Annotated in this window: 13 protein-coding genes; 3 read left to right on the forward strand and 10 right to left on the reverse strand. The window is 41.4% G+C overall.

The window, feature by feature from the left end; all coding sequences use genetic code 11:
- Positions 1–73: 73 nt before the first annotated feature.
- Together NST45_RS13495 and NST45_RS13500 are read right to left on the reverse strand one after the other, a co-directional pair.
- On the reverse strand, positions 74–823 hold the full coding sequence (locus NST45_RS13495) for a sulfite exporter TauE/SafE family protein (RefSeq protein ID WP_076105574.1): 750 nt from the start codon (positions 821–823) through the stop codon (positions 74–76).
- Between the two features lie 354 nt (positions 824–1,177).
- Positions 1,178–2,053, reverse strand: a complete 876-nt coding sequence (locus tag NST45_RS13500; protein WP_076141694.1) for a LysR substrate-binding domain-containing protein — start codon at positions 2,051–2,053, stop codon at positions 1,178–1,180.
- Positions 2,054–2,181: 128 nt separating this feature from the next.
- On the opposite strand from NST45_RS13500, the gene NST45_RS13505 reads away from it, so the two are divergent.
- Complete coding sequence (locus tag NST45_RS13505) at positions 2,182–3,075, forward strand: DMT family transporter (RefSeq protein WP_076213250.1); 894 nt, start codon at positions 2,182–2,184, stop codon at positions 3,073–3,075.
- A gap of 62 nt (positions 3,076–3,137) precedes the next feature.
- Here the strand turns inward: NST45_RS13505 and NST45_RS13510 are convergent, their stop codons facing one another.
- The 6 genes from NST45_RS13510 to NST45_RS13535 form a co-directional block, all read right to left on the reverse strand.
- On the reverse strand, positions 3,138–4,637 hold the full coding sequence (locus NST45_RS13510; protein WP_080742485.1) for an MDR family MFS transporter: 1,500 nt from the start codon (positions 4,635–4,637) through the stop codon (positions 3,138–3,140).
- Between the two features lie 247 nt (positions 4,638–4,884).
- On the reverse strand, positions 4,885–5,625 hold the full coding sequence (locus NST45_RS13515) for a copper amine oxidase N-terminal domain-containing protein (RefSeq protein WP_076099343.1): 741 nt from the start codon (positions 5,623–5,625) through the stop codon (positions 4,885–4,887).
- A gap of 132 nt (positions 5,626–5,757) precedes the next feature.
- Positions 5,758–6,522 carry a M15 family metallopeptidase gene (locus NST45_RS13520; protein WP_197740346.1) on the reverse strand — a complete coding sequence of 255 codons (765 nt, stop codon included), beginning with the start codon at positions 6,520–6,522 and terminating at the stop codon, positions 5,758–5,760.
- A gap of 14 nt (positions 6,523–6,536) precedes the next feature.
- On the reverse strand, positions 6,537–7,448 hold the full coding sequence (locus NST45_RS13525; protein WP_052097010.1) for a hypothetical protein: 912 nt from the start codon (positions 7,446–7,448) through the stop codon (positions 6,537–6,539).
- A gap of 59 nt (positions 7,449–7,507) precedes the next feature.
- Entirely contained in the window at positions 7,508–8,833 is a 1,326-nt protein-coding gene (locus tag NST45_RS13530; protein ID WP_076141696.1) for an FtsW/RodA/SpoVE family cell cycle protein, read from the reverse strand.
- Positions 8,830–9,162 (reverse strand): PadR family transcriptional regulator, encoded by a 333-nt coding sequence (locus NST45_RS13535; protein ID WP_076141697.1) that lies wholly within the window; start codon positions 9,160–9,162, stop codon positions 8,830–8,832. The genes NST45_RS13530 and NST45_RS13535 overlap by 4 nt, the downstream gene beginning before the upstream one ends.
- A gap of 139 nt (positions 9,163–9,301) precedes the next feature.
- Here NST45_RS13535 and NST45_RS13540 point away from each other — a divergent pair, with 139 nt between their 5' ends.
- Positions 9,302–9,568 carry a hypothetical protein gene (locus NST45_RS13540; protein WP_339825899.1) on the forward strand — a complete coding sequence of 89 codons (267 nt, stop codon included), beginning with the start codon at positions 9,302–9,304 and terminating at the stop codon, positions 9,566–9,568.
- Positions 9,569–9,844: 276 nt separating this feature from the next.
- On the forward strand, positions 9,845–10,138 hold the full coding sequence (locus tag NST45_RS13545) for a hypothetical protein (protein ID WP_076274006.1): 294 nt from the start codon (positions 9,845–9,847) through the stop codon (positions 10,136–10,138).
- Positions 10,139–10,257: 119 nt separating this feature from the next.
- Here the strand turns inward: NST45_RS13545 and NST45_RS13550 are convergent, their stop codons facing one another.
- Complete coding sequence (locus tag NST45_RS13550) at positions 10,258–11,712, reverse strand: DHA2 family efflux MFS transporter permease subunit (protein WP_036685000.1); 1,455 nt, start codon at positions 11,710–11,712, stop codon at positions 10,258–10,260.
- Positions 11,713–11,762: 50 nt separating this feature from the next.
- On the reverse strand, positions 11,763–12,332 hold the full coding sequence (locus NST45_RS13555; RefSeq protein ID WP_076107125.1) for a TetR/AcrR family transcriptional regulator: 570 nt from the start codon (positions 12,330–12,332) through the stop codon (positions 11,763–11,765).
- Between the last annotated feature and the right edge of the window lie 483 nt (positions 12,333–12,815).

Below are 12,815 nucleotides of genomic sequence, written 5' to 3' on the forward strand. Positions count from 1 at the left end.
ACCCTAAGATTGGATAAATTTAAAAGACGTTCGTATACACTAAGGAGAAGAACGTCTTTCTATTTCTTTTCAACTATCCGCGAGGTACTAGCAATAGGACACCAAGTAAAATGATAATCAGAAATAAGTAACTCTCAAATTTCTTAGCAGGAATACGTTTATTCACATATACACCGAGCACTGTAGCTAAGATAATTGCTGGAATAGAATATCCATAAAGAACAAGAGCATCCGTAGTCCACAATCCCCCGATAGCATGACCAGTTACAACAAGTACACCAGAAATAAGAAAATGAGCTTGCAACGTACCCCGAAAGCGATCAGGATTCCACTGTCGTAAAGTACCATAGATCACGACCGGGACACCATTAAAGTTATAAGCACCGCCAAGTACACCCGAAGCGAATCCGAAGGGATACACCCAGCCTTTTGCCTTAAGCAAGGGATGATCGATCGTCTTAACTATTCTCTTCTTAATCACTGAATAAACTCCATAAACAATCAAAAATATACCAAGTCCAGTCATAATTACACTTGCAGGTGCTAAATAAAGCATAACTAGTCCTACAGGAATTCCTATCACTGTTGAGAGTGCTAATCGAATCAGAATAGGTCGTTCTATATGCCGCCACCCACTCACAACTGTAAGTGAGGCAACCGTGAGGCCTGCCAATCCAATCAAAGAAACTGAGGTATGTATAGGAATCGGGAGCAGTGCAAGCAGTGGCATGCTCACAATCGCTTCACCAAAACCAAACATGGTTCTCATCAAGGCACCTATAAATACTGCTACTACGACTAGTGTAATTATTGTAACGGACAATCGTTTATCCCCCTCCTAATCTCATCCATCCGTAATTGTGTATAAAATCATCACATAGACAGATCATCTGGAATACATTTCTTTTTCCCACTCTTCTAATTATAACATATCATTCGCTAAAAAACAGATATCGATAGAGAACAAACGCGCATTTTAACATCCCTAAAATCCATCACATTGCCGTTATAACTACACAATAATGGAGATATACATATAATTAACGAAAACCCCTTAAAATCGATTACAGAGGCCCGTATGTATTACCCTTTTTCTAAAAAACAACTAAGTATCTAAAAAAAACTGATTCCCCTAACGTTGAAGAGGTATCAGTTTCTTATTTTTTGACGTATTTATTTAGGCGTTATCTTTCAGCCACACTTGCACATGCTTTAGAAATTTTTTGGTGACGGGAGAAGCGTATTTCATAGAGTGGACAGCAATTCCTAACGATCTGAAACTTCGTTCCTCTAATTCTAACATGGCTACATTATAATTTTGCCGGGTTAAGACAAGCTCTGGCAAAATACTAATCCCAAGCCCCTTCTCCACCATAGACATAATGGCATAGTCATCACCCGCAGAGAATTTAACATTTGGTTTAATCCCCGCCTTATCCAGCACACGTCTAACATCATAATCCGAACCTGCTTTCGGGATAATGAAATCCTCCTTAGCAATTTGCGATAAGGAAAGAAAGGGCTCCGTGCTTAGCGGATTCTCTTTAGATACAATCCCTAACATCCGGTCTTTTTTTAAAGGAATTACATCAAACTTCTCACGTGTAGGCAGTGAAATAAAACCGCAGTCGATCACTCCAGCCTCTATCCATTGCTCAACCTCCAAATAACCGCCTTCCATCAGCTTGATTTCTATATAAGGGTATTCACTGCGAAATTGCTTAATCATCCCTGGCAGCCAATGCACAGACACACTGGTGAACGTACCGATGGTAATCGTGCCAATCTCTAGCCCGTGGATGTCCGCTACCTCCTGCTTCAATTTCTCGTTCCACTTCAAGATTTCACGGATAGGCTGCAGAACTTGTTCTCCGTTTACCGTCAATTTCACACCGGATCTATTTCTAATTAATAACGCGAACCCAAACTCCATCTCCAAGCTGCTAATGGTGTGACTAATTCCGGATTGCGTAAAACCCAGTACATCTGCTGCTTTTGTTAAGCTGCCTAGCTCCACAACTTTCAGAAAAATCTCATATTTATTAATGCTCAACCTCTGTTCCCACCCTTATAAATTGCATAAGTTTTACTCATGTATTCTATGATAAACATTCAGTTACCTTATGTATAGAGCCGTATTATACTATATTGAGTTGAAAATGAAGAAGGATGGATGAAGAGATGAAACCGCTCAAAGCTGAGCTGCTGCTGTTAGTTGTAACATTATTTTGGGGCTCCTCCTACATATTTATGAAAATGGGGTTAGGTACGTTAGGCGAATTCAATCTGATTGCACTGCGCTTCGGACTTGCTTTTATATTAGCCGCTATGATATTCCACAAACGATTAAGACGAGTAGACATCAAAACATTAAAATATGGCGCCCTACTCGGATTCCTCCTGCTCGGCGTATTCACATGTATAACCTTCGGACTTCAAACAACCACCACCTCAAACGCAGGATTTCTAGTTGCGTTGACGGTTATTTTTGTACCGATCTTGGATCGAGTTATTTTCAAAAAAAGAGTTGCACCTCCACAAGTGTTCGGCTCCATCCTCGCCATAGCCGGGATTGGACTCCTTACCTTAAATGCAACCTTAACTATTCAGCCGGGTGATTTCCTGTGTATCCTTTCGGCAGTGTTCTATGCGGTACAGATCTTATTTACAGGCAAGGCGGTAAAAGAATGTGATTCCCTGAATATCGGAATCTTGCAGTTAGGATTTGCCGGAGGGTTGGCCTTAGTGTTGTCCGCACTCTTCGAGACACCTGCGCTACCGTCTACTTTGCCAGGTTGGACTGCAATTCTTGCGCTTGGTATCTTATGCAGTGCCTGTGGCTTCATCCTGCAACCTATTGCTCAAAAATATACTTCACCGACCCGCACCGGACTAATCTTCTCCCTTGAGCCGGTCTTCGCTGCGATGTTTGGTTATTGGTTCGCTGCTGAGAAGTTATCGATGCAGGGTTATGCTGGCGCAGCGCTTGTTCTGCTCGGAATCGTGGCTTCTGAATTGCTTGGTAAAGCAACACTCCCCGCATCGTGGGCTCAGAAGAAACCAGAGCATTTATAACAATAAAGGCGTCGTTCAACTATACAAGCTGAACGACGCCTTTTCTATGTTTATTGGTTCAATTAATGCCCCATCATCATCGCCGCATCTGCCTTCTGTCCCTCTCCAGAGGAAGGATCGCCAGCGGAAAGCTTAGGCTTGCGCAAAATAATACTCATTAATACACCTACCACACCTATGCAGCCAGACAGGAAGAACACATCATCAAAACCACTAACTGCGGCTGTCAAAGGATTACTTCCCGCTTTCAGTGCTCCCATATGAACAGCGATCTGACTAGTCAGGTAACCTGTCATTCCAGCTATAGCAAATGAAACAACGACTTGTTGAGCAGCAGCAGTAAGTGAAGTTACACTTCCCACCCATTCACGTGGAGCAGCATTCAAGACATGAGTATTCAAAGGCATCATCGTTAGACCCATACCAAAACCTAAGAAACCCAGGTATGTCATAATTAACGATAAATTTGTTGTAACACTAATTCCGGATAACAGGAACAAGGTGACCGTAATGATACTAAGTCCAACAAACGCCAGCGGACGAGCCCCGATCTTATCAAACAACCTACCGCCAATCGGCATTCCGATTGCTGAAGCTAAAGCCTGCGGAAGTAGAATCAGACCGGTTTCCAGCGGGGTATAGCTTCGAATCTGCTGCAGGTAAAGGGGCACAAATAACATGGACCCAAACAAAGCAGCTTGCATAACCCAAGTTAAAATAATACCCCTAGTGAAATCCGACGAACGGAAAACTCGCAGTTGTAAAAGCGGATTTTTGTGAAGCAGCTCCACAATGACAAGAAGGATCAATGCAACCCCTCCAACAGATAAGCCAACGATAGCGGGAGTAGACGACCAGCTTGTTCCACCGCCTTCATTCACCCCATAAGCCAACATAGAGAAGGCAATTGGGGCAAGGATAATGCCTAGGATATCGAGTTTGCCTTTGCTCTTTTTTTCAGACTTCGGCAAATATTTAACACCAAGAATAATGCCAACGATTCCAATAGGTACATTAATCAGAAAGATCCAGTGCCAGCTTACGTACTCCACCAGCCAACCGGATAAGACTGGACCGAGTGCCGGAGCTAAGAGCATTGGAATACCAAGCATCCCCATAATAGAACCTCGACGTTCTACTGGAGCTAATTTAAAAACCATCGCCATCCCAATGGGAGCAACCATCCCCCCGCCAAGACCTTGAATGACTCGAAAAATAATGAGCTGAGATGAGCTTTGTGCAACCGAACATAACATAGAGCCAAGAATAAACATCGTAAGAGTTGCCAGAAAAACTTGTTTCGATCCAAAACGATCGGTCATCCAGCCCGCGAGTGGGATTACAGCCGCTAAAGCTAAAGTATAACCCGTAATCGCCCACTGAATCGTTTTGAGATCGGAAGCAAAATAATTAACCAGCTTGGGAACGGCCACATTCACAACAGTACCATCCAGAATAACCATAATCATACCGACAATAATAGCAAGAAGCGGGGGGATGATTGCTTTTAACGAAAAGGGTTGATCTTCTGCAGTACTCATTCCAGTCATAGTTTTTGTCATCCAGTACTCCACTCATTTCTCTAATTTAATTAAATGCTTTATTGATTATTTCAAATTTTAATTTACATTCGATGAATCTCGAAGTCAACAAATAAAACCATTTTTCCCATTAAAAACACATCGAGTTTACGATACCCTTCAGAAATTATCTTGAAATGTATATTAGAACAGCAAAAAGACTATGCATAATCCCCTTAAATCTTCTCGCTTGGGAAATGTGCATAGTCATCATGGAATCATTTTCCGATTAGAGCGTCTCTCTTAATTCTATAATTTTGCCCGATGTGTTCAATATAATTTCAAGTGGAATCTCTGTCTCTGCAAAATCCAATACACAGCGAATAGAAAATTGATCCTCGTTATAGCTACTTTTTGTAGATTTAATCCCATGATAATTCCCGGCTTTTACCGTAATTTGCTTCCAGTCTTCCAGTAATCCATTTAAGCTCTGCTTATTTACGACCACATCATAATGATATCGCTCCGATAATTCATTATATTTACCGCCGACCAGTAACCCCGCTATAACGCTCGCTGTCACTTCAGGGGTATACACTTCAACTTGATTGGAATCACCATCATATATGGTTACTAAACCAATAGTCTTAAAAAAAGAGATTGGAACGTAGATATGATCCTCTCTGAATTCGATATCATCTTTAAAAAACAACTCTTGTGTATCATTGATGCTAACCAAATGTTCGTTAAGCTTCCATTTAATTATTTCATTTATCCTTGTTAGTGTTATAGTTTCTGAACTTTTTTGATATGTTGTTTTATATTTCAATGCATTAGAAGCCTCTCTGAGCGGAATCATGACTGTGGAACCCTTGTTGAAGGCTGAATGGGGATCAGTATCCAGTACTTTACCATTCAAAATTACGCTAACCTGGCCGGAGTCTGCCCATACTGTTGGAGCGGCAAATCCACCAAATCCATTAGTTAAAAATAGAACACCTAACACAACAACCGCTGCCATTTTGATCATCCGTTCGAAACCTCCCTTTTATCTATTACAAGTATTATGTGCGTTTCCAGCATGTGCTAATCCTAATGATAATCAAGACAAGCAAAAAAAAGAAGCCGTTCAACATTATGTTGGGCCGCTTCTTTTAAATAACTATTCCACTTTGAAGTCAAAATACTGCTTAGGAAAAGGTTCTTTTATCAGCGTAAAATGCCACCATTCCTTACTATAAGGTTTAAAGCCTTGCTTCACCATAACCTCTTTGAGAATTGCGCGATTTGCTTTCTGAGTCTTGGTGATTAACGATGTATCATAAAAAGAGATATCTCCGAAAAAATCAAACGGGCTGCCCATATCTACATCTACACCGGTCTCTTTATTGACGATCGTTAAATCGATGGTACTGCCACGGGAATGTCCTGATTTTTTCGCTATAAATCCGAGTTTGAATAAATTACGTTTATCCAGTAGCGGGTAATATTGCTGCTTCATCTTAGTATCCGCGGAATTCTGTGACCATCTTACAAAATGATTCACCGCGGTCTGCGGACGATAAGCATCATAGATTTTTAGGATATATCCTTTTTTGGCTAAATCCTCACTTACTGCCTTCAAGGCTGTAGCTGCAGTCTGTGAAAAGATCGCTAAAGGCGCTTTATATCCATCAATCCGCTTCCCTACAAAATTATTGTCTCCGTAATAACGAATCTCAAATTGAGCAGTAGGAATTACTTCATCCAAATAGACAAATCCTTGCGGCAGACTGTTTTTCTTCTCCAGCTGCATTTGCTGCAGTACATTGTCTGTAGATGATCCAACGTAAGCTGCATCTGCGCTGCCCATAACAATAGTGTTTGTCCATAACAACAGCACAAATGCGAAAACTATGATTTTTGTTCCTCTAAATCCGGTTCTCAATACATCCCGCCTCTTCATTTCGAATTAACCGTTTGATTCAGAAATTTCTCCACTTCAGGTGTGAGTTTATTATTCGTGGAATCAAGTAACTGTAGTAGTTTTTCTAAAATCATTAGGATTCTGGTGTCGCCTTTGTTTCCTTTTAATGCATTCTCATACGCCTTTTTCACTTCAGGTTTGATTACTTGCTCATCATAGTCATAAGCTGGTGTGTTGCTTGATCCATATAATAAGCGTGAAGTTGCATTGAGCAGCTCTTTTTGAAGAACGGTTGACCGATTGGAAGCTGGATATTTCGTCACAAAATCCTCCAGTGCAAGCGCCCTGTTCGTTAACTCTGTCCAACTAATCACAATAGCTGCATCAAAAACACTTGGTTGATTCGATTCAGTGGCCATGATGTCAATGTAAGCTGCGATGTCCTTCGTGACATATGGCTTAAAGCTTTTGAAGCCCTCATAATGCATCACTGGATAGTACATGCCCTCACTAGTCTCCAGCTTATATCCCTTATCCCGTCCTTCAATTAACATATTGCGCACATTAGCATCTTTGATCGCATTAAGGAGTGTGCTGTAGGTTAGATTTTTGCTTTTGGAAAAAGCATTATTTATCTCTTTCTGAACATTCTCCGGAAAAACCTTCTCAGAGTACACAGGTAAATATGCCTTCTGTGCATTTTCGAGCTGGAGTGTCATTTGAGTTGCTGTCCAGGTATCCACTTCTTTGATATGGTTAATCAAATAATTCCGGGCGTTAGCCAGAGATGCCGGCTTCTGTACATATTGTTGGAATTGATTATAGACTTTTGCAGATTCTTTCACAGTTGCGGCAGCTACAGTATCTGTTGTATGTATACTCCCAAACCCTCCCATAGAGCCTAGGGCAAAGGCAACACTTAACAAGCCTGTTTTTTTCCATCCCATTAAAAGACCTCCCTTAAGTATTCATACTTAATAATTAGACATACGAGAGGATCCTGAATCTAACTTAGTACAGTATTATCCTGGACGCCTCCAATGTCCTTCCTACGATAAATACCCATCAGAAGTCCAATAGCCGCATATTCAAACCACACATGACTCCCATAGCTCAGGAAAGGGAACGGGATAGAAGTCAGCATCATTCCACCGCTCAAAATAGCAAGACCATAGGTTAGTCTTATCGCTAGCAAAAATGCCAAACCCAACACTAGAGCTTGTCCATAGGGCTCACGAATCGCTCGTATCGTAGATAGAAGCTTGATGAAGAACCAGGAGATAACTGCCAGCAAAAGCAGTGCCCCCGCCCAACCAAAACAATGAATAAGATAGACAGGCAACATATCTGAGTAGACATACGGCAGCTTTTGTTCTACTGCTCCGAATCCGTGCCCCCACCAACCCGCTGAACTAATAACTTCACGCATTACTTGGTATATATAGCCATAACCGTCTGGATCTAAAGAGGGATTTATAGCACTAATGATTCTGACCATCAGGTAGTCGCTATTGAAGATGAACATTAGTCCAACTATTACAAAGAATCCTAATAATACTACACTCTTAATCCAATCGCGAGTAATCCATACATATAATACTAATGAAGAAATTAGATACACCACAAGCTCTGGAAGAGAGTTTAAAGAGATAAGAAGCAAGGCAGGTGCTAACAGAATGCTTATGTTGAACAAACCACTCCGCCAAGTTTTCTTTTTAGCCGATTCCTTACGATTCACTAAAATCCCTGCTAACGCGACTATCAATACATAAGGACGATAGGATGTCATATCAGGTAAGATCAAAAAAATCCTAGGACCATAATTCACTCCATTTATTGTTATCCCCCAGAATATACTCGACAGAATTCCGGCTATTGATGTTCCGTATAATACCCACGAGAAACTTTTCAGCTTTCTGAAATCGATAAAATACAATCCAAACATCAATACAATTCCAATGAGTATATTTATCGCTTGGCGTCTAAACGCATTATCCAAAAAAGAACCCTTAACGATATCACTGTAGCCTACATCCACAGAACTCATTCCGATCAGACTGATCGCGGATAACAAAGCTACAACTCCAAACAATCCCCAAGGTACATGTGGTTTATGTATTAGATGAAGTTCCTTCCCTAACGTTTGCGGGCTCCCCATTTGTTCGATCGCCCAAGCTATGGCTTCTTCCCGTGATACACCGTCGGCTTCTTTTTCACAAATTAAATCTTCTAGATGACTAGCTAATTCTTGACGTATCTCTGGGTGAGTTTTTTTCGCTTTAATCTCTGCACACACTACATCCAAAAATTGCTGCTGCCTCTCTTTCATCATACACCACCCTCTCCCAGAACGGAGTCAACTGCACCTTTGAACATAACCCATTCTGCTTTTTTCTCCTTGAGTTTCTCTTTACCTTCATCCAGGATTCTATAGTACTTACGCTTCCTTCCTTCTACCTCCATCCAGTAAGCCTCCACCCAGCGCTCACTTTCCATCGCATGCAGAATCGGATACAAGGTTCCTTCTTTTAATGAAAAAACACCCTGAGATCTCAGCTCCAGTGCTTTGATTAACTCATAACCATATAATGGCTTCTCCAGTAAAAGAGTCAGAATCAACGTACCCGTACTGCCCTTCAGCATCTCTTTACTTACTTTCAACGGCTAACACCTCCTAAATTCTAAACTTTACAATTGGCGTGGATGTATCTGATCCACTAAACAAATTTCACTCATCATAGTAGTTGATCTGCATCCTTGGACCGGATTCGGCTCATTCTACGGGATTTATACCGTTGATTTGCACCCCCGGGCCGGCGTGGGCTTAATCTACGGGATTTATACCGTTGATTTGCACCCCTGGGCCGGCGTGGGCTTAATCTACGGGATTTATACCGTTGATTTGCACCCCCGGGCCGGCGTGGGCTTAATCTACGGGATTTATACCGTTGATTTGCTTCCTCGGTCCGGATTCGGCTCATTCTACGGGATTTATACCGTTGATTTGCTTCTTCGTCCAATGACTAATATCTGTATACATGAATATTATTTATCCTTTTATACCTAGGACAACTATACATCGTAAATCTATGTATGTAAAGTTCCTCTTATTCCCCCCCCCTTATTCCATCCCTATTCCCCACTCTCCCATGTATAATAATGGTAATACAAGCGACATTTTGAGGAGATCTACCATGCAAAAAACAACAATAGCCATCTGGAGTTTTTCGTTCTTTTCAAAGTTATTTTCGTTGGATATATGCTCCATAACAATTCTTTGACCTATTATGAGGCGTGGAAGATAAATTGGGGAATAGCGATCTCTAAACCTACAGAGTCAAAAGTGATATTTGAAAGTCCACCCAGTTTCCATGGGGATGGCGAAAGCTATTACGTATTAAATTACAACGAAAAGCAATTCATAGAAATCAAAGACGCAGCATTTTGGCATCCCCTCAATGTTGAATCCATTGACCCCTTAAAAGAGAGAATATCAAGCTTCAAAGATTCCGTGATGGCCATTTATCCAAATGAAAAAGCCAAATACGAAAAATTATTTTGGGCGAACCTTATAGAACTCGAAGAAAGTGGATTATATTACTATAAGAAAAAGATGATGATAGCTACTGTATCGTGATCCTTAACGTGGAATTAAAACGAGTATATATGATGGAATGGACACAATGATTGACGACAAAAAAGGAGTGCTAGAACTGTTGCCAGTTAGCACTCCTTTTAATCGAATTCCTCTAATTATTAATGCATTGGAGTATTCATTTTATGATTAACAACTACTCTTTTTATGAAGAAAGCAAGAATTAGTCCTACAATCGCCATACTCATTCCGAAAATAAAAGCATTTTGTACACCGTTCGTAAACGCAGGTAACATATTAGCTGGATCTGCTGGGTTCTCTACAGTTTTCATATAGCTTTTTGAACCCGCGGACATAATGCTGACTGCTAATGCAGTACCAATTGCACCAGCAACCTGCTGCAGTGTATTCATGATAGCTGTACCATCTGGATATAGCTCTAGTGGTAACTGGTTAATACCATTTGTTTGTGCCGGCATAAATACCATCGAAATACCAATCATAAGCGTACTGTGAAGTACGATTACGAACACAACCGTAGAAGCTACACTAATACTGGAGAAGAACCACAAGGCTACCGCTGCAATAATCAGACCTGGAATAACGAGCCATTTCGGACCGTATTTATCAAACATACGACCCATAATTGGGGACATCAATCCGTTTATAATTCCGCCTGGAAGCAGCAATAGACCCGCTTTGAAAGCTGTATAACCTTGTCCTTGTTGAAGGTACATCGGAAGAATCAGCATGGAGGACAGAATAACCATCATACAGATAAATACCATAGCTACACCAATAGCGAACATTGGATATTTAAAAGCACGCAGATTAATCATTGGCTCCTTCATCTTCATTTGACGAAGTCCAAACAATAACAATGCTACTACACCTACGATGATCGCAATGATCACTTTCGGACTTCCCCAGCCCGCTTCTTCACCCGCGCTGCTGAAACCAAACACGATACCGCCAAACCCGAGTGAAGATAACACAATGGAGAGGATATCAATTTTCGGTTTCGTCACCTTTGTTACATTCTGCATGAACAGAATCCCAAATATCAATGCAATCACTAAGAATGGCAATGACAACCAGAAAATCCAGTGCCAGCTGAGGCTTTCAATTAGAAGTCCAGCAATGGTAGGTCCAATCGCCGGAGCAACCATGATAACCAGTCCGATCATCCCCATTGCAGCCCCCCGTTTTTCAGGAGCAATGATGATAAGGATTGTATTAAACATCAGTGGCAACAGAAGAGCTGTTCCCATAGCTTGAACCACTCTTGCTGTAAGTAAGAACTCAAAGTTAGGTGAGACTGCTGCTAGGAATGTTCCTAGGATTGAAAAACATAAAGCCGCTATAAACAGCTGTCTCGTCGAGAACCATTGAAGCAGCATCCCCGAAATTGGTACTAATATACCCAGTGTAAGCAGATAAGCTGTTGTCAACCATTGTGCTGTTGCTGGGGTAATTTGTAGGACATTCATTAGATCGCTTAAAGCAACATTTAATGCCGTTTCACTGAACATTCCGATAAAACCTGCTAGTAATAAAGAGACAAGAATCGGAATAGTCTTAAACTTCTTGACCTCTTTTTGTTGATTCCCTTGCATAGTTGCTTCCACCCTTAATCCTCCTGATAATCTTGTCTATTTGTCTGTATCTAACCAAGTATTGCTGGGATAATCTTTGCCGCCGCGAGAAGCGGTTGTTCATCCCGAAAAGTCAGCGTCTGGAGAAGCGCCCCTTCAAATAAAGAGATTACCACTGAAGCCATATCGGCCGCGGGCTTGTTCTCTACGCCTTCATCCAAAAGACGTTTCTTGATCACATCCTGCAAGTCCATAAACACAGATTTACATGCTGTCCGCAGCTCTTCACTAATACAGGATGTTTCCGCCGCCAACCAAAAACTAAACGGAACTATCCCCTCGTATGAGGATTCCACTGCATCTTTAGCCATTCCTAGAATGAAATCCTCCATTGCCTCAGACGCACTCTTGCTGTTCTCCATATGATGTCTAAGCTTCTGAGCGACAACTTCACTAGTCCGGTTAATACATGTTAAAGCCAGTTCTTCTTTGCCGTGGGGAAAGTAGTAATAAAGAGATCCCTTCGGCGAGTCGCTGTCTTTAATAATCTGATTCAGTCCTGTTGCATGATATCCCTGAGAAAAAAACAATTTCGAAGCGGTGTCCAAAATCGCCTCACGCGTATTCGGCTTGTTCGACAAGCTGACACTTCCTTTGCATTATAACAATTGGTCTACATAATAAAACCATATTTTAAAGAGATATGTCAACACATAAATCACTTAAATTCAAAGTAATTTTGGTGGAAGATCGTGGAGGTTGGGTTGGGTTGGGTTGGGTTGGGTTGGTTTAGCTCCATCCTCCCTATTGGACTCAGATGCAGCTATTTGTGCTAAAACGGGCTTTTGGACACATTTCCGGACCTGAGCGACGCTATTCCGCACATACGGAGCTGATTTCCTCCCTTTTTGTGCTCATAGTTGCATTGGGGTCCGTTAATCTTTCAAAAGGTTACATTTCGAGCAAATTAGGGCTCTGGGGTCCGATAGCTCCTAACTTCAAACATCCTTCTTCATCACATTTACTTCTCATCGAGCTATTAGCTTCGTTAGTTATTACACTTGTCCCATACTATTTCCGCGCATGCATTTGTCCGTGTACTTCCTTGCTTCGCACTTACTCCC

Origin of the sequence: Paenibacillus sp. FSL R7-0163, from assembly GCF_037969975.1 — a bacterium.
GTDB lineage: Bacteria > Bacillota > Bacilli > Paenibacillales > Paenibacillaceae > Paenibacillus_AQ > Paenibacillus_AQ odorifer.